The 16,747-nt window shown below is 73.5% G+C and carries 19 protein-coding genes; 12 read left to right on the top strand and 7 right to left on the bottom strand.

Annotation, left to right across the window (positions count from 1 at the left end; genetic code table 11):
* Positions 1 to 48 precede the first annotated feature (48 nt).
* Positions 49 to 228, top strand: a complete 180-nt coding sequence (locus C2L59_RS08910) for a hypothetical protein (protein ID WP_103349034.1) — start codon at positions 49 to 51, stop codon at positions 226 to 228.
* A 31-nt stretch (positions 229 to 259) separates the two neighbouring features.
* Here the strand turns inward: C2L59_RS08910 and C2L59_RS08905 are convergent, their stop codons facing one another.
* Together C2L59_RS08905 and C2L59_RS08900 are read right to left on the bottom strand one after the other, a co-directional pair.
* On the bottom strand, positions 260 to 1,267 hold the full coding sequence (locus tag C2L59_RS08905; protein ID WP_233223354.1) for an aromatic acid exporter family protein: 1,008 nt from the start codon (positions 1,265 to 1,267) through the stop codon (positions 260 to 262).
* A 356-nt stretch (positions 1,268 to 1,623) separates the two neighbouring features.
* Positions 1,624 to 2,973, bottom strand: coding sequence for an aldehyde dehydrogenase (locus C2L59_RS08900; RefSeq protein ID WP_103349033.1), 1,350 nt, complete (start codon positions 2,971 to 2,973; stop codon positions 1,624 to 1,626).
* Between the two features lie 90 nt (positions 2,974 to 3,063).
* Between C2L59_RS08900 and C2L59_RS08895 the strand changes: the two genes are divergently transcribed.
* Positions 3,064 to 4,542, top strand: coding sequence for an HAD-IIIA family hydrolase (locus C2L59_RS08895; RefSeq protein ID WP_103349032.1), 1,479 nt, complete (start codon positions 3,064 to 3,066; stop codon positions 4,540 to 4,542).
* Positions 4,539 to 5,588, top strand: a complete 1,050-nt coding sequence (locus C2L59_RS08890; protein WP_103349031.1) for a glycosyltransferase family 9 protein — start codon at positions 4,539 to 4,541, stop codon at positions 5,586 to 5,588. The genes C2L59_RS08895 and C2L59_RS08890 overlap by 4 nt, the downstream gene beginning before the upstream one ends.
* Before the next feature lie 38 nt (positions 5,589 to 5,626).
* On the opposite strand, the gene C2L59_RS08885 is transcribed toward C2L59_RS08890, so the two are convergent.
* The gene (locus tag C2L59_RS08885) at positions 5,627 to 5,815 is read right to left on the bottom strand and encodes a DUF2795 domain-containing protein (protein ID WP_103349030.1); all 189 of its coding nucleotides are present in this window, start codon (positions 5,813 to 5,815) and stop codon (positions 5,627 to 5,629) included.
* A gap of 193 nt (positions 5,816 to 6,008) precedes the next feature.
* Between C2L59_RS08885 and C2L59_RS08880 the strand changes: the two genes are divergently transcribed.
* From C2L59_RS08880 to C2L59_RS08865, 5 genes are all read left to right on the top strand, one after another.
* Positions 6,009 to 6,833 (top strand): SDR family oxidoreductase, encoded by an 825-nt coding sequence (locus C2L59_RS08880; RefSeq protein ID WP_103349029.1) that lies wholly within the window; start codon positions 6,009 to 6,011, stop codon positions 6,831 to 6,833.
* A 154-nt stretch (positions 6,834 to 6,987) separates the two neighbouring features.
* Positions 6,988 to 7,425, top strand: coding sequence for a DUF4383 domain-containing protein (locus C2L59_RS08875; protein WP_103349028.1), 438 nt, complete (start codon positions 6,988 to 6,990; stop codon positions 7,423 to 7,425).
* 64 nt (positions 7,426 to 7,489) lie between these two features.
* On the top strand, positions 7,490 to 7,657 hold the full coding sequence (locus tag C2L59_RS47835; protein ID WP_199198982.1) for a hypothetical protein: 168 nt from the start codon (positions 7,490 to 7,492) through the stop codon (positions 7,655 to 7,657).
* Positions 7,654 to 8,073: a hypothetical protein gene (locus tag C2L59_RS08870; RefSeq protein WP_103349027.1), complete on the top strand. Its 420-nt coding sequence runs from the start codon at positions 7,654 to 7,656 to the stop codon at positions 8,071 to 8,073. The genes C2L59_RS47835 and C2L59_RS08870 overlap by 4 nt, the downstream gene beginning before the upstream one ends.
* A complete protein-coding gene (locus tag C2L59_RS08865) occupies positions 8,070 to 8,432 on the top strand; it encodes a VOC family protein (protein WP_103349026.1) in 363 nt (120 codons plus the stop codon). Before C2L59_RS08870 ends, C2L59_RS08865 begins: the two co-directional genes overlap by 4 nt.
* A 12-nt stretch (positions 8,433 to 8,444) precedes the next feature.
* Here C2L59_RS08865 and C2L59_RS08860 read toward each other — a convergent pair whose 3' ends face one another.
* The 3 genes from C2L59_RS08860 to C2L59_RS08850 form a co-directional block, all read right to left on the bottom strand.
* A complete protein-coding gene (locus C2L59_RS08860) occupies positions 8,445 to 8,864 on the bottom strand; it encodes a DUF6292 family protein (protein ID WP_370444724.1) in 420 nt (139 codons plus the stop codon).
* 124 nt (positions 8,865 to 8,988) lie between these two features.
* Positions 8,989 to 9,627 (bottom strand): phosphoribosyltransferase, encoded by a 639-nt coding sequence (locus tag C2L59_RS08855; RefSeq protein WP_103349024.1) that lies wholly within the window; start codon positions 9,625 to 9,627, stop codon positions 8,989 to 8,991.
* 1 nt (position 9,628) lies between these two features.
* Positions 9,629 to 9,967, bottom strand: a complete 339-nt coding sequence (locus C2L59_RS08850; protein WP_103349023.1) for a DUF6221 family protein — start codon at positions 9,965 to 9,967, stop codon at positions 9,629 to 9,631.
* Between the two features lie 142 nt (positions 9,968 to 10,109).
* On the opposite strand from C2L59_RS08850, the gene C2L59_RS08845 reads away from it, so the two are divergent.
* Complete coding sequence (locus tag C2L59_RS08845) at positions 10,110 to 11,540, top strand: glycoside hydrolase family 76 protein (protein ID WP_103349022.1); 1,431 nt, start codon at positions 10,110 to 10,112, stop codon at positions 11,538 to 11,540.
* A 182-nt stretch (positions 11,541 to 11,722) separates the two neighbouring features.
* On the opposite strand, the gene htpG is transcribed toward C2L59_RS08845, so the two are convergent.
* On the bottom strand, positions 11,723 to 13,618 hold the full coding sequence (gene htpG / locus C2L59_RS08840) for a molecular chaperone HtpG (protein WP_199198981.1): 1,896 nt from the start codon (positions 13,616 to 13,618) through the stop codon (positions 11,723 to 11,725).
* Between the two features lie 184 nt (positions 13,619 to 13,802).
* Between htpG and C2L59_RS08835 the strand changes: the two genes are divergently transcribed.
* The 3 genes from C2L59_RS08835 (at position 13,803) to C2L59_RS08825 (ending at position 16,742) form a co-directional block, all read left to right on the top strand.
* Complete coding sequence (locus tag C2L59_RS08835; protein ID WP_370444725.1) at positions 13,803 to 14,711, top strand: PHB depolymerase family esterase; 909 nt, start codon at positions 13,803 to 13,805, stop codon at positions 14,709 to 14,711.
* A 107-nt stretch (positions 14,712 to 14,818) separates the two neighbouring features.
* Positions 14,819 to 15,280: an HNH endonuclease gene (locus C2L59_RS08830; protein WP_103349019.1), complete on the top strand. Its 462-nt coding sequence runs from the start codon at positions 14,819 to 14,821 to the stop codon at positions 15,278 to 15,280.
* 97 nt (positions 15,281 to 15,377) lie between these two features.
* Complete coding sequence (locus tag C2L59_RS08825) at positions 15,378 to 16,742, top strand: protein kinase (protein ID WP_103349018.1); 1,365 nt, start codon at positions 15,378 to 15,380, stop codon at positions 16,740 to 16,742.
* Positions 16,743 to 16,747: the final 5 nt, after the last annotated feature.

The following is a 16,747-nucleotide window of genomic DNA, read 5'->3' as shown; positions in this document are numbered from 1 at the left end:
ACTGGGTAACCGCCCGGTACCTTCGAACCTCGTCAGGGGGCTCCACCGATGCCGAACCGCGTCATGATCAGCCGAGACAGCAAGCCGATCCCGTGCGAGGAGTGCGGCCTGCCCGCGTTGCACGTCGCCCGGCTGGTGTCCGGCGACGGCACCCTGCTGGGCCAGACGATGGTGTGCACCGCCTGCAGCCGGCACCGCTCGGAAGCCGACGCGGTCGCGATCCAGTGAACCGCTGAAGGCCGCTCCCCCGGGGCGGCCTTCAGCGTTGTTCGAGCTGCTCCACCAGCAGCCGGGCGGGCAGGATCATGGTGCCGAGGCCGAGCCGGGCGGGCACGCCGTCGTCTTCGGCCGTCAGCAGCCGGTTCTCCAGCTTGGCGAGCAGCGCGCGGCATTCGTCCAGTTCGACGGGCTCCCCCACGAGCGCCACCGCCTGCACGGCACCGCCCAGGTGGTGCATCAGGTCGGCCAGCGCTTCCCGCGCGTCGGGCCAGGGGTACTCGAAGGGGTGTTCCCGCCGGCCGGCGGTGGTCCGCACGGCGGAGATCAGCTGCGAGACGGCGGGCCACAGCCCGAGCAGCGTCCGCAGCGGACGTTCGTGCCGCGCCCCGGCGATCGGCCGCCCCCGCCGCAGGTTCAGCCGCCGCCCTTCCTGGGTCAGCCCGACGGCTTCTTCGGCGGCCAGCACCTGGCTGCGCGCGTCCTGCGCCTGCGACAGCAGGTGATCGAGGTCTTCGGGCGGTTCGTCCCGCCGCACGACATCGGAGAGCGACTCGAGCAGCCCGGCCAGCGCGGTGGCCAGCCGCCCGGCCGCGGCGGCCAGCCGTTCCCCGTAGAGCGGCGGGAAGATCAGCGTGTTGACGGCCACCCCGATGGCCGCCCCCAGCGCGGTTTCGAGCAGGCGATCGCCGAGCAGGACGGGTTCCCGGGCGGTCCCGTAGGAGATCAGCAGCATCCCGGTGACCCCGACCCACACCCCGGCGCTCCCGAACCGCCGCCAGCTCCCGGCCAGCAACCCGACGAAGACGACGACGGCGAGCGCAACGGCCTGCCAGGGGATGAGCTGAGCGGCCACGGCGGCGAGAAGCACACCGGTGGCAACCGACCCGACCTGCTGCAGCCAGCCCCGGAGCGACCGGTAGACGGTGGCTTCGACGAGGAAGACGGCGGCGTAGGGAGCGAGGAAGGGCTGCGGGAGACGCAGAACGAGGGTGGCCAGCAGCCAGGCGGCGGACGCGGCCAGGGTGGCTTTGGCGCTCTGGACGAGCACCCGCCGTTCCTGTCCGGGGACCCGGAGGGCCCGGGCGAACCAGCCGAACGGGGACCGGTCGTGGCGTTCGTTGTCCGCTGAGGAGTCGGCGGGGTCGGATGAGTCGGCGGGGTCGGCCCGGAAGGCTTGGGCGACACGGGTGATGAGGGCCCGGCTGCGAGGGTGCCGGGCCGGGGAAGGGCCGGGGCGCTCGCGCACATCCGCCTCCGCCGCAGAGCCGGCATCTCGCCGACCGCCGGCCGACCCAGGCCGGCCGCGGCCCCGCTGCTCCTCCGAACCCACCGAAGCACCCCCGACCGGCTCCCCCGGGCCCGGCCCGCTCTCCGGGCCGGGCCCCCCGCGTCTTTCCGGCCGCGTCATGCCGGCGGGGCGATGTGCACGAGCTTCGTCTGGGTCAGCTCGTCCAGCAGCTCCGGCCCGTACCCGTACCCGTTGCCGCTGCGGCCGCGCGGGTGCGCCGCGCCGCCCGGTGCGCCGCCGAACACGTTGTTCACCTTCACCGTTCCCGCCGGAAGCTCGCGCCACGCACGCTGTGCGTTCGCCATCGAGCCCGTCAGGACCGTCGCTGCCAGTCCGTACTCGCCCTTCGCCGCCTCCGCCAGGCCCGCGTCGAAGTTCGGGACCACCTGCACCGGCGCCACCGGGCCGAACGTCTCCTCCGCCATCACCCGCAGCTCCGGCGTGCACTCCGTGAGCACCGTCGCCGGGTAATGCGCGCCCGGGCCGTCCGGTACCGCTCCGCCGGTCAGCAGGCGGGCCCCTCGCGAGAGCGCGTCCGACACGTGCGAGTGCACGTGGTCGCGGTGGCGCCGGTCCACCAGCGGGGCCGGCGTCCGGGACTCGGCCTCCTTCACCAGGGCCGCCAGGAACGGCTCCGCGATCGCCGAACACACGTAGATGCGCTCCACCGCCACGCAGATCTGGCCCGAGTTGGCGAACGCGCCCAGCGCTGCCTGACCGGCCGCCCACGCCGGGTCGACGTCCTCGTCGATCAGGAGCGGGTCGTTGCCGCCGTTCTCCAACAACGTCTTCGCGCCCGTCGCGGCCGCGCTCGCCGCGATCGACCGGCCGGTCGCCGTGCTGCCTACGTGCGCGAGCACGTCGACGTCGTCGCGCATCGCCAGGATCGCGCCGACGCCGCCGTCGCCGTGCAGCGTCTGGAAGACGCCACCCGGGAAGACGCCGGCGAGGACCTCGCCCAGCAGCTGTCCCGTGTGCGGTGCCCGCTCGCTCGGCTTGTGCACCACCGTGTTCCCGGTGGCCAGGGCGGCCCCGATGAGCCCGCAGGCGACCGCGACCGGGTCGTTCCAGGGCGTGAGCGCCACGACGACGCCCCGCGGCTCCGGCACCATCAGGTCGGTCGCGCCCACGTCGCCGAGCAGGCTGCGGCCGCGGTGGACCGGGCCGAGCTCGGCGTACTGGTCCAGCGTGCCCGCGCCGGCGAGCACCCCTTCGCGCGCTTCGCCCCGGGGGCGCCCGGTTTCCGCTTCGTTCGCCTTCGCCAGCTCGTCGGCGTGCGCGCGCAGCCGTTCGGCGGCCGTGTGCAGCAGCGCGCCGCGCTCGGCGGCCGGCGTCCGCGCCCACTGCGCTTTCATCCCGTTCGCCAGCGTGAGCGTTTCGGCGATCTCGTCTTCGCCCGCGGTCGGCACACTGCCCACCACGCTGCCGTCGGCCGGGTTCCGGATTTCGATCGTCCCCGCGGTCATCCGCACCTCCTTCTCGTCGCCCGGCGGTTACCCGGGTGCGGGGACTTCGACACGCCGTTTGATCACCTCCGCCGGGGGTATCCGCATCCGGTGACTGCTTCGCTCGACTACACCGTGGTGATCCCCACGACGGGCCGGGGGACGCTTCGGCCACTGCTGGACACCCTGCTCGGCGGGGAAGGCCCGCGGCCGGCGGAAATCCTCGTCGTCGACGACCGGCCGGCCGGCGGCGAACTCGCCGTCCCCGAAGGGGTCCGCGTGCTCCGCTCCGGCGGGCGCGGCCCGGCGGCGGCCCGCAACCTCGGCTGGCGCACCGCGAAGAGCGAGTGGATCGCCTTCGTCGACGACGACGTCGTGCTCGCGCCCGACTGGCCGCGCCGGCTCGCCGACGACCTCATCCCCCTGCCTCCGGACGTCGCCGCGTCGCAGGGCCGCATCACGGTTCCGCTGCCCGCGGACCGGCGGCCCACCGACGACGAGCGCGGCACCGCGGGGCTCGAGCACGCGCGGTGGATCACCGCGGACATGGCCTACCGACGCCACGCGCTCGTCGAGGCCGGCGGCTTCGACGAGCGGTTCCCGCGCGCCTTCCGCGAGGACTCCGACCTCGCGCTGCGCGTCGCCGAAGCGGGGCACCGGATCGACCAGGGCGAACGGCGGACCACCCACCCGGCCCGGCGGGCCGGGTTCTTCTACAGCCTGAAAGCCCAGCGCGGCAACGCCGACAACGCGCTGATGCGGGCCAAGCACGGCGTGCTCTGGCGGCAGCAGACCGGTGCCGGGCACGGCCGGCTCGGCCTGCACGCACTGTCCACAGTGGCCGGTCTGGCCGCGCTCGCGCTGCCGGTGCTGCGCCGGCGCGGCAAGGCGCTGCTCGCGGCCGGCGTGTGGGCCGGGCTGACGGCGGAGTTCGCGACCCGCCGGATCCGGCCGGGCCCGCGGACCCCCGGCGAGGTGGCGCGCATGGTCGTCACCAGCGCCCTGATCCCGCCCGCCGCGTGCTACCACCGGCTGCGCGGGGAAATCGCGGCCCGGCGCCCGCGGCCGCCGGTGGCCGTGCTGTTCGACCGGGACGACACGCTGATCGTCGACGTCCCCTACCTGAACGACCCGGACGGCGTCCGCCCGGTGCCCGGCGCGGTCGAGCTCGTCCGCGGCCTGCGGGAGCGCGGGGTCCCGGTCGGCGTGGTGAGCAACCAGTCCGGTGTCGCGAAAGGACTGATCACCCCCGAGCAGCTCGCCGCGGTGAACGCCCGCGTCAAGGAACTCTTCGGCCCGTTCGGCACCTGGCAGGTCTGCGTCCACGACGACGGCGACGGCTGCGCGTGCCGCAAACCCGCGCCCGGCATGGTGTTGAAGGCCGCCGGGGAACTCGGCGTCGACCCCGCGTCCTGCGTGGTCATCGGCGACACCGGCGCCGACGTCGACGCCGCCCTCGCCGCCGGGGCGCGGGCGGTGCTGGTGCCGACCGCCCGCACGCTCGAACCGGAGATCGCCCGGGCCCGCCGGCACGCCGCCGTCGCCCGCGACCTGTCCGAAGCGCTGCGCGTCGCCGGGGTCGCCGGATGACCCGGGTGCTCGTCGCCCGCCAGGACAACCTCGGGGACGTCCTGCTCGCCGGGCCCTGCGTCCGCGCGGTCGCCGCGTCCGGAGCGCACGTGACGCTGCTGACCGGCCCGCACGGCCGGGCCGCCGGCGAACTGCTGCCGGGGGTGGCCGACCTGCTCACCTGGACCGCGCCCTGGATCGACCCCGAGCCACCGCCGGTGACCGCGGCCGACACCGGCGCGTTCGTCGAGCTCGTCCGGGGCGGGGCGTTCGACCGGGCGCTGATCCTGACGTCGTTCCACCAGTCACCGCTGCCGCTGGCGCTGCTGCTGCGGCAGGCCGGGGTGCCGTGGATCGGCGCGATTTCCGAGGACTACCCGGGCAGCCTGCTCGACCTGCGTCACCGCGTCGACGGCGATCCCCCGGAGCCGGTCCGCATGCTTTCCCTCGCCGAAGCCGCCGGGTTCTCGCTGCCGCCGGACGACCACGGCGCCCTGGCGCTGCACCGGCCGTTGCCGGACGTCAGCCGGCTGACCGGCGGCGGGCGGTACGTCGTGGTGCACCCGGCGGCGTCGGTCCCCGCCCGCCAGCCTTCGTCGTCGTGGAGCCGCGAGACCGTGCGTGCCCTCGTGGCCGACGGGCACCGGGTGCTCGTGACGGGCGCGCCGGCGGATCGGGTGCTGACCCAGGAGGTCGCCGGCACGTCGGCGGTGAACCTCGGCGGCCGGACGTCGCTGGCGGAACTGGCGGCGGTGCTGTCCGGTGCGCAGGTCGTGGTGGCCCCCAACACGGGCCCGGCGCACCTCGCCGCGGCGGCGGGCACCCCGGTGGTGTCGCTGTTCGCCCCGGTCGTGCCGCAGGAGCGGTGGGCGCCCTACGGCGTCCCCACGGTGGTGCTCGGCGACCAGCAGGCGCCCTGCCGCGCCACCCGCGCGCGGGTCTGCCCGGTCCCGGGGCACCCCTGCCTCGACACGATCGACCCCGCCGACGTCTGCCGCGCGGTGACGGCGCTGGCCCTGCCCGGCGCCCTGGCGGCGGAAGACGCCGCGCTGAGTTCGCCGAGCTAGGCCCGGGCGGCAGCCCGCCCGGGCTCAGCGGGCGCGGGTCAGCCGCCGATCTCCTTGCTCACGCCGCTCGGCCCCTCGTAGGTCCGGTCGGGCAGGCCGCGCACGATGTCGAGGGTGTCCGAGTCGGCACCGTTCTTCTCGGCCGCCTGCACCAGGTCGTCACGCTGCGCCGGGTAGTCGACGCCCGACAGGTACTTCTGCAGTTCGATCGGGTTCGGCTTGCTCACGGGAGCTCTCCTTCCGTTCGGGAATGGCGCGATTACCCCGACTTCCGGTCGACACACGCTCCGGACAGCACCGGCTGCTCCCCCGCCGGGTGAACGCGTGTGGGGCCCGCGGTGCGGTGGCGCCCGGCGGGGCGGCCGCCGCGTTTAGGCGCCGGGCGGGGTGGTAGCCGACCGGCGACGAAAGGAGCTGCCCGTGTCGCTCCCGGCACCTCTGCCCGCCGAAGCCGCTTCGCCGCGACGCGCCGTCGTCACCGGTGCCGACTCCGGCATCGGCCGCGCGGTTGCTGTCGCCCTCGCCGGCGGTGGCCTGGACGTCGGCCTCACCTACCACTCGGACGCCGGCGGCGCGGAAGAAACCGCCGCCGAGGTCCGGTCGCGCGGGGTGACCGCACACGTCCGGCAGCTCGACCTGACCCGGCTGCCCGGGGCCGCCGACGTCGTCGACGCGTTCGCCGGCGACCTCGGCGGGATCGACGTCCTGGTCAACTGTTCCGGCACCGGCAGCAGCGAGCGCGTCACGGAGCTCAGCTACGAGAAGTGGCGCCAGGTCCTCGACGTCGACCTCGACGGCGTCTTCCTGCTCTCGCAACGCGCGGCGCGGCACATGATCGACGCCGGCCGCGGCGGCCGGATCATCACCATCACCAGCGTCCACGAGCACGTGCCGCGGGTCGGCGCCGCGCCCTACTGCGCCGCGAAGGCCGGGGCGGGCGCGCTGACCCAGGTGCTCGCGCTGGAGCTGGCCGAGCACGGCATCACGGTGAATTCGGTGGCACCGGGCGAGATCTCGACGCCGATGACCGGCCAGACCGACGCCGACCCGCGCGAGCAGGACCGGCCCGGCATCCCGCTCGGGCGCCCGGGCCACGCGGCCGAGGTGGCGGCCGCGGTCGCGTTCCTGGCCACCCCGGCGGCCGGGTACATCACCGGCACGTCGCTCGTCGTCGACGGCGGCCTGCTGCTGATGGGCGCCCAGCACGGCACCGCGTACCGCGATCACGACTGGCGTTCCCCCTGAGACCAGGGACCCGCGTCCGGCTGCAGGGACCGGGCGCGGGTCCCGGCCACGGGCCGGACGGCGGCTCCCCCAGCCCGCCGTCCGGCCCTTTTCACTCCCCCGTTTCTCCCCGGCTACCGCGGGTATCCGCGCCCCGAGCGAGAAGGAGGCACCCATGACGTCCGCCGAGACCCGTCCCCGGCCCGGGGCGACCTGGCTGCGCCCGGTCGTCGCCGTGCTCGGGCTGCTGTACCTCGCGCTGGGGATCGCCGGGTTCCTGACCCCGGAAACCGCCGCGGTCGGGCACGAGACGAGCCGCGCCGTGTGGATCTTCAGCGTCACCCCGCTGCTCAACCTCGTCCACACGGCGGTCGGCGTGCTCGGGTTGCTGGCCGCGACCCGGCGCACCGGGGCGATCATCTACTGCTGGGTGCTGTTCGTCGGCTTCACCGGCATGACCGCCTACGGGATCCTGGCGACCGCGATCGTCAACCCCGAAGACCCGATCAACCTGAACTGGGCGGACAACTGGCTGCACGGCCTGACCGCGGTCGCCGGGCTGGTGCTCGGCATCGTCGCCGCGCGGGCCGTCAACCGGGCCGCGGCCCGGTGAGCGCGGCCGTTTCGGCGGCCGAGCACCGGGTAGCCGCGGGAGAACACGCGTGAAGGAGGTTCCCATGCACCGCGAAAGCGACCGGCATTCGCCGCGGGAGGACGACGCGCAGAAGGCCGAACTGCGGGGCGCCCTGCAGGGCAACGGCCCGTCCCACGCCGAGGAGTGGCGCGACCCCGAGCTCCCGGCCGACGACGAAACCGACGTCCCGCCGCTGGGCGGAGGCGCATGAGCGCGGGCGTGGAGCGGCACACGGTCGTCGTGCACCACAAGCTCCACGCGGACTTCGCCGTGCCGTTCCCGTTGCTGCAGCGCCTGCTGGGCCCGGGCAGCGGCCTGGACTTGGACGCCGCGGGTTTGCGCGTCCGGTTCGGGCCCTGGCGGGTCGAGACCCCGCTGGCCAACCTCGCCGGCGCGGAAGCAACCGGCCCGTACAGCGCCCTGCGCGGCCTCGGCGTCCGCCTGTCGCTCGCCGACCGCGGCCTGACGTTCGGCACGACGACCCGCGGCGGCGTCTGCCTGCGCTTCCGCGAGCCGGTGGCGGGCATCGACCCGTGGGGCCGCATCCGCCACCCCGGCTTGACGGTGACGGTGTCCGAACCGGAACTCGTGGCCGAGGCCGTCAACCGCATCGTGGCGGCTTCATGACGGCCACGCGCATGCTCGCGGTGGCGATCGACTGCCGCCGGCCGGACCTGCTGGCCGGGTTCTGGGCGGCGGCCCTGGGCAACGGCAAGGCGAGAACCTGGACCGACTCCCACGGCACGACGTATCGGCAAGTCGACTTCGAGGAGGGCCCGGCCCTGCTGTTCCAGCCGGTGCCGGAGGAGAAGGCCGGCAAGAACCGCCTGCACCTGGACCTGGCGCCGGTGGATCGCGACCAGCGCGCGGAGGTGGAACGCCTGGTCATGCTGGGGGCGAAGGTCCTCGACGACCCGCCGGACGACCCGTGGATCGTGCTGGCCGACCCGGAGGGCAACGAGTTCTGCGTACTGCCGCCGCGGTGATTCAGCGGTGAGTCAGGCGCGGCCGACGGGGTCGCCGGCGTGGGCGGCCAGGCGGTCGTCGAAGCCGTCCGGGGTGCCGGGTCTGCGGAAGTCCGGGGGGTCCGGGCGGCCTGGGTACCCCTCCCGGTAGAGGTCCTTCACGAACGTCTCCACGGCTTCCGGCGGGGGCAGGACGTCCTGGCCGAGGTAGGCCAGCACGATCAGGTCGTCGCCGGTCGCCGATTCGACCGCTGCGGCCCAGCCGTCGCGCTCGTCCCACAGCAGGGCCGTTTCGTGGTCCGGGAAGCGGGCGAGCCGTTGCTCCAGGGCGACGTACGCGCCAGCCGGGACGTCGACCTCGCAGAACCAGGCCGGCGCGTCCAGCTTCGCCGCCACGGCCAGCAGGTACTGCCGCAGGCCGCGCGCTGCCGGGCCGAGTCCATCCCGTTCCATCATCCCGCACCTGCTTCCCCGGTCGGTGCCTCCGACGGGTGATACCCCGTCACCCACCCGGTCAATCCGGACCGACCCGGGTGGAGCAGCACGTCACCGGCTGTCCTCTGTGGAGGCCCACAGTTCACCGGAACAGCAGATCCAGCACGTCGTCATCACTCGTCTGGCGGAAATCTGCGTACCACTGGCCGACCGCGCGAAAGCCCGGCGGCTCGGCGACGCAGACGACGTCGTCGGCTTCGGCGCGCACGCGGTCGGCTGCGCCCGGCGCGGCGACGGGTGTGGCGAAGACAAGCCTTCGCGGCCGGCCTTCCCGGACGTCACGCAGGGCCGCCGTCGCCGTCACGCCGGTCGCCAGGCCGTCGTCGACGACGATGACGTCGCGCCCGGCCAGGACGGCGGCCGGCCGGCCGGCCCGGTAACGCCCGAGCCGGCGGCGCGCCTCCGCCCGCTCCCCCGCCTCGGTCCAGGCCAGCCGGGCGGCCGTGAGCCGGAGGGTGTGCAGGGCGGCTTCGTCGTAGATCGCCGGGCCCTCCGCGGTCACCGCGCCGACGCCGTATTCACGACGGCCCGGAGCGCCGATCTTGCGCGCGACCGCGACATCCAGGCCGGCGCCGAGCCGCCGGGCGACGACGGCGGCGACCGGGACCCCGCCGCGGGCCAGCCCGAGCACGAGCGGGTCGGCCCAGGTGCGGTGCCGCAGCTCCTCCGCCAGGCAGCGGCCGCCGTCGGCCCGGTCGGCGAAGACCCGCGCGGCCCTCACCTCACGGGCGCCACTCGTCGCGCCAGTCGGGGTGGGCCTCGTACACCGACGCGATCAGCTTGACGGACACGTCGTCGTGCGCGTCCTGGATCTCCCGGCGCAGGAACTCGGCCTTCTCGGCGAACGGCACCGGGTGCCGGTCCTCCATCGCCTCGACCGGCCCGCCGGCCAGCAGCAGCCCGTCCTCGTCGTCGGCGTACATGATCCGCAGCCGCCCGCGTCGCTCGGCCTCGTCGATCAGCGGCAGTTCGCCCGCCCGGACGCGCTCTTCGTCCTCCGCGAGCCGGGCGAGCACGAATTCGTCGAGCTTCGCGGTCGTGGTGTCGTCGAGATTCGTCATGCGCCCGGAATACCCGCCCGGCGGCGGCGCCACACGGCCCGCGGACGGGAATCTGTCGCGGAACCTGTCCCGAAAAGGACTGGACCACTGATATCGGCCGCCCACAATGGAGGTATCGCCCCTTCAGCGTGGAAGGTGACCGATGCAGTTCCTCGTCCCCCTGATGACCCTCGTCCTGGCCGCCACACCGGCGGCCACCCCGGCCGCGCCGGCCGCCGCGATCTGCGGCAAGTACTGCGACGCCCGGGATCCCGCCCTCTCCCCCGGCGACCGCGAAGGCGCTTCCGCCGGTGTCGGCGGCCGCCGGATCTCCCTGCACCTCGACGACGGCGACGACATGGGCTGGGCCGCCATCACCGGCGGCGCGGCCGGCGACCACGTCTGGCTGGACCGCTCGTTCGACGCCGGGCGCACGTGGGCCTCCGGCAGCAAACTCGGCGACACCGCGACACCGTCGGGCGCGACCGGCTGGCGGACCCTGATGTACAACGCCGACGACTGGGCGAACCGGGGCGTCGGCCTGCTGCGCGCGTGCGGCCAGCCTGCCGGTTCGGGGACGATCGCCTGCACCGGCTGGGCCCGCCCGACGTGGAACGCCCGGGACCGCCGCACCGCGGCCGCGACGGCGCTGATGGAGCGCTACAACCAGAACACCGGCCTGTTCGACACGACCGGCTGGTGGAACTCCGCCAACGCGCTGACCGCGCTCATCGACAACGTCCGGGTCAGCGGCATGGGCAGCTACCGCTACGCGATCGACACGACGTACACGAAGAACCTGGGAGCGCAGGGCGGCAGCTTCCGCAACGACTACCTGGACGACACGGCGTGGTGGGGCCTGGCGTGGGTCGACGCGTACGACCTCACCGGCGACAGCCGGTACCTGACCACCGCCCGCGCCGACGCCGACCACATGTCCGCCTACTGGGACGGAGTCTGCGGCGGCGGGGTCTGGTGGAACACCGGCCGCCAGACGAAGAACGCCATCCCGAACTCGCTGTACATCCAGCTGAACGCGGCCCTGCACAACCGCATCCCGGGTGACACGGCCTACCTGGCGCGCGCCCGCGCGGGCTGGTCGTGGTTCTCCGCCAGCGGCGTGATCACCAGCGCGAACCTGGTGAACGACGGCCTTGACATGGCGACGTGCCGCAACAACGGCCAGCCGGTCTGGACGTACAACCAGGGCGTGCCCCTGGCCGCGCTGACCGAGCTGTCCCGCGCCACCGGCGACGCGAGCCTGCTGACGAAGGCCCGCGCGATGGCGAACGCGTCGACGACGAACGCGTCGCTGAACCCGGGCGGCATCCTCCGCGACCCGGGCGAAACGGCGGGCGGCGGCGGTCTCGACGGCCCGACGTTCAAGGGCGTGTACGTCCGCGACTTGGCGGTGCTGAACGCGGCCCTGCCGGACCACCCGTACACGGCCTACCTGCAGCGCCAGGCGAACTCGGCGTACGCGAACGACCGCACCAGCGCCGACGCCTACGGCCTGATGTGGGCCGGCCCGTTCGACCAGGCCGACGCGGCCCGGCAGCAGACCGCGCTCGACCTGATGAACGCGGCCCCCTGAATCCGGAACTCGCGTGATCGGAGCCGGAACTCGCGTGAACAGGGCCGGAACTCGCGTGAGCAGAACCGGAACTCGCGTGAGCAAAACCGGAACTCGCGTGAACAGGGCCGGATCTTGCGTGATCGGAGCCGGAACTCGCCGGTTCCGGCTCCGATCACGCGAGTCACGGGCTCAATCACGCGTCAGAGCGTCTTCTCCAGCCGGCCGGCCAGCAGCTTGATGAACCGGGACGGGTCGGCCAGTTCGCCGCCCTCGGCCAGCAGGGCCATGCCGTACAGCAGCTCGGCCGTCTCGGCCAGGTCCTCGTCGTCCGGCCGGGCCGTGTGCGCCTCGCGCAGCCCGGTCACCAGCCCGTGGTCCGGGTTGAGCTCGAGGATGCGCTTGATCGGCGGCAGTTCCTGCCCCATCGCCCGGTACATCTTCTCCAGGGTCGGGGTCAGGTCGTGCGTGTCGCCGACGATGCAGGCGGGCGACGTCGTCAGCCGCGACGACAGGCGCACCTCCTTGACCGTGTCGCCCAGCGCCGTGCCCAGCCACGTCAGCAGGCCCTCGAAGTCCTTGTTCCGCTGTTCGCGGGCGACCTCGGTGGCCTTCTTGTCCTCCTCCGACTCGAGGTCGACCTGGCCCTTGGCGATCGACTGGAACTGCAGCTCGCGAAAGCCCGGCACCGAGTCGACCCACATCTCGTCGATCGGGTCGGTCAGCACCAGCACCTCGAAGCCCTTGGCGCGGAACGCCTCCATGTGCGGCGAGTTCTCGATCGCGGACCGCGATTCGCCGGTCATGAAGTAGATGTGCTCCTGGCCGTCCTTCATCCGCGAGACGTAGTCGCGCAGCGAAGTCGGCTTCTCGGCGTCGTGCGTCGAGGCGAACGAGGAGATCTCGAGGATGGCTTCGCGGTTCTCGAAGTCGTCGAGCAGGCCCTCCTTGACCGCCCGGCCGAACTCGCGCCAGAACGTCGCGTACTTCTCGGCGTCGGCGGTCATCATCGTCTTGACCGTCGAGAGGACCTTCTTGACCAGGCGGCGGCGGATCAGCTGGATCTGCCTGTCCTGCTGGAGGATCTCCCGCGACACGTTGAGCGAGAGGTCCTGCGCGTCGACGACGCCCTTGACGAACCGCAGGTACTCGGGGACGAGCGACTCGCAGTCGTCCATGATGAAGACGCGCTTGACGTAGAGCTGCACGCCCCGCTTGCGCTCGCGCAGGAACAGGTCCATCGGCGCGTGCGAGGGCAGGAACAGCAGCGCCTGGTACTCGAACGTGCCCTCGGCCTGCAGCCGGATCGTGTCGAGGGGGTCCTGCCAGTCGTGGCTGATGTGCTTGTAGAACTCGTGGTACTCGTCCTCGGTGACCTCGCTCGACGAGCGCGCCCACAGCGCCTTCATCGAGTTGACCGTCTCGGCCTCGGCGTCCTCACCGTCGCCCCGCATGCGGATGGGCCAGGTGATGAAGTCGGAGTACTTCTTGACGATCTCGCGGATCTTCGCCGCGGACGTGTAGTCGTAGAGGTGGTCCTCGGTGTCCTCGGGCTTGAGGTGCAGGGTGACCGCGGTGCCCTGGGGCGCGTCCTCGACCGGCTGGATCGTGTACGTGCCTTCGCCGGTCGACTCCCACTGGACGCCCTCGGCGGTGCCCGCGCGGCGCGTCACGAGGGTGACCTTGTCCGCGACCATGAAGCTGGCGTAGAACCCGACGCCGAACTGCCCGATCAGGTCCTGCGACGCCGCCGCGTCCTTCGCTTCCTTCAGCTTGGTCAGGAAGTCCGCGGTGCCGGACTTGGCGATCGTCCCGATCAGGGCGACGACCTCGTCGCGGGTCATGCCGATGCCGTTGTCGCGCACCGTCAGGGTGCGCGCCCCGGGATCGGTTTCGAGCGTGATGTGCAGGTCGGACGTGTCCGCCTCGAGGTCCTTGTCGCGGTACGACTCCAGCCGCAGCTTGTCGAGGGCGTCGGAGGCGTTGGACACCAGCTCCCGCAGGAACGTGTCCTTGTTCGAATAGATCGAATGGATCATCAGCTGGAGCAGCTGACGCGCTTCCGACTGGAACTCCAGGGTCTCGATCGGGGCAGTCACTTCCATTCCTTTCGCGGGTCCGGTGGCCGTCGTTGGGTCGATCCTACCGAGCGGGTCCGACAGTTCCGCCCGCGCACTTTATGAACGCAACCCGGGATCCGTGCGCACCCGGTGTGATGCTGGCCACGCCCCGCTGCCGATCAAGGAGGATCGAGTGCCCGGACGCTTCCCCCGGTGGGCGGCCGTGTTCGCCACGGCCTGTGCCCTGACCACCGCTTTCGCCGCGCCCGCCGCCGCCGCGGGCGTCGCCGACCACCCCGTCCGCACCACCGGCTGCGGGCGCGCGCCCGGCTTCCCGGCCGGGGTGACGACCACCCGGCACGTCAGCTCGGGCGGGATCGACCGCGAGTACACCGTGCACCTGCCCGCCCGCTACAACCCGCACCGGCCCTACCCGCTGGTGCTGTCCTTCCACGGGCACAAGCGGACGTCGCAGTACCAGGAGGAGCTGTCCGGTTTCTCCGCGCTGGACGCGATCGCGGTCTACCCGCAGGGCCTGATCGGCACCGACGGCGAGTCCGCCTGGACCGGGGCGCCCTACTCGGCCGCCGCCGACGACGTGCTGTTCACCAGCGACCTGCTGACCGCGCTGCAGCGCACGCTGTGCGTCGACCCGGGCCGGATCTACGCCGCCGGCAAATCCAACGGCGGCGGGTTCGTCGACGTGCTGGCGTGCCGGCTGGGCGGCCGGATCGCGGCGTTCGCGCCGGTGTCGGGGGCCTTCTACCCGCAGGGCGGAGCCTGCCTGCCGCGCCGCCCGGTGCCGGTCCTCGACTTCCACGGCACCGCCGACACGACCATCCCCTACGCCGGCAACCCGGCGAAGGGCCTGCCGGCCGTCCCGGACTGGCTCGCCGGATGGTCCACAAGGGACGGTTGCCGCCCGGACCCGGTTTCGTGGACGCCGGTGCCCGGGGTGGTGGCGCAGAAGTGGCTCGGCTGCGACGGCCGCGGCGCCCTCGAGCACTACCGCGTCGAAGGGGCCGGGCACGTCTGGCCCAGCACCCGGCCGAACAACGATTCCGCGACGCCCACGGTGATCGACGCGACCCCGGTCGTCTGGCGGTTCTTCCGCGCGCATCCCCTGCGGTGAAACACGATTGACGCAGCTCAGGGCGCTCGGCGACGATGATGCGCACCAGACCGGAAGCCGCCCGCGAGGCGGCTTCCGGTATCTCGCCACGAAAAAAGGGGTGCGCTGTGAAGGTCCTCGTCCTGAACGCCGGTTACGAGCCGCTGCAGACTGTTTCTGTGCCGCACGCGATCCGCATGCTCGTGCGGCACGTCGCCGAAATCCACGAGGCCGAAGACGGTCTCGCGTACGGGCTGTTCCCGCGCCCGAAGATCGTGCGGTTGCTGCGGTACGTCGTCATGAAGTGGCGATATACGCAGCCGCCGCGCTGGTCCCGGCGCGGGGTGCTGACCCGCGACGGCCACCGCTGCGCGTACTGCGGCGCGAAGGCGACGACGATCGACCACGTGACGCCGCTGAGCCGCGGCGGTGAGCGGACGTCGTGGCTGAACACGGTCGCCGCCTGCGGGGGCACGGCCCGCAGCTGCAACGCGCGGAAGGCCGACAAGCTGCCCGCGGAGGCGGGGATGAAGCTGCGGTTCACACCGTACGTCCCGGCGTGGGACCAGCTGCACCGGCCGGGCGCGTGAGCACGGCCTGTCCGTCGGCGGACCGGCGGGCAGGTCGTTAAGCTCGAACCGAACGTCGCCCGCATCCGTGTGTTCCGGGGGAAGCCGGGAGGTCGCCGTGACCGACGCAGGACAGCTGATCGCCGGGCGCTACCGGCTGGCGGCGAGGATCGGCCAGGGGTCGATGGGCGTCGTCTGGCGCGCCCGCGACGAGCGGCTCGACCGGGTCGTCGCGATCAAGCAGCTGGACTACGACGCGACCATCGGGCCGGCCGCCGGGGAGCAGGCGGCGCAGCGCGCCCTGCGCGAGGCCCGGCTGACCGCCCGCCTGCGGCACCCGCACGCGATCACGGTGCACGACGTCGTCGAGGCGCCCGGCGGCCCGTACCTGGTCATGGAGTACCTCCCGTCGCGCAGCCTGGCGGAGATCCTGCTCGACCGGGAGGTGCTGCCCGCCGGCGAGGCCGCGCGCATCGGCGCGCGGATCGCGTCGGCGCTCGCCGCCGCGCACGCCGAGGGCGTCGTGCACCGCGACGTCACGCCCGCCAACGTCCTGCTCGGCGAGTCCGGCGCCGTCAAGATCGCCGACTTCGGCATCTCCCGCGCGACCGGCGAGGGCACGGTGACCGGCGGCGGGTTCATCGCGGGCACCCCCGCCTACCTGGCCCCCGAAGTCGCCGGCGGCCTCGAAGCCGGGTTCCCGGCCGACGTCTTTTCCCTCGGTGCGACGCTCTACCGGGCGTTGGAGGGCGCCCCGCCGTTCGGCAACGACGACAACGCGATCGCCCTGCTCCTGCGCATCGCCAAGGAGGACGTCGTCCCGCCGCGCCACGACGGCCCGCTCGCCGAGGTGCTCACCCGCATGCTGCAGCGGGATCCCGGGGCCCGCCCGGCGATGGCGGAGGTCCAGGAGCTGTTCGAAGCGGTCACCGGCGGCCGCCCGCTGCCCCCGCCCCGCCCCCGGCCGCGGGCCGGCACCCGGCTGCTGCGCGTCCGCCGGCCGCGCCGCCGGCTCGTCCTGGCGGGTGCCGCCGGCGCGGTGCTGCTGGCGCTGGGCGTGGTGATCGGCACGGTGATCGTCCCGGACGGCACGCCCGTGGCCGCGCCGGTCCCGTCCCCGGTCACGTCGTCGATATCCTCGTCCCCGTCCCCGGCGCCCTCGACCCCGGCCGACCTGGGCTGCGCGGCGCGGTACGAGGTGACGAACTCCTGGCCCGGCGGCTACCAGGTGCAGGTGACGGTCCGCAACGACCGGGCCGCGGGCCTGTCCGGCTGGCGCGTGCGCTGGACGTTGCCCGCCGGTCACCGCATCAGCGGCCTGTGGAACGGCACCTTCACGGTCGACGGATCCACGGTGACGGTGGAAAACGCCGACTGGAACGCGAAGCTCGACGCGGACGCGACGACGACGTTCGGCCTGATCGCGTTGACGCAGAACGGAAGCGCCGACGCCCGCCCGGCCGTCACGTGCCGGACGCTCTGAAGTCC

The organism is Amycolatopsis sp. CA-128772 (assembly GCF_002904295.1).
Lineage (GTDB): Bacteria > Actinomycetota > Actinomycetes > Mycobacteriales > Pseudonocardiaceae > Amycolatopsis.
This window is presented reverse-complemented; position numbering and strand designations above follow the sequence as displayed.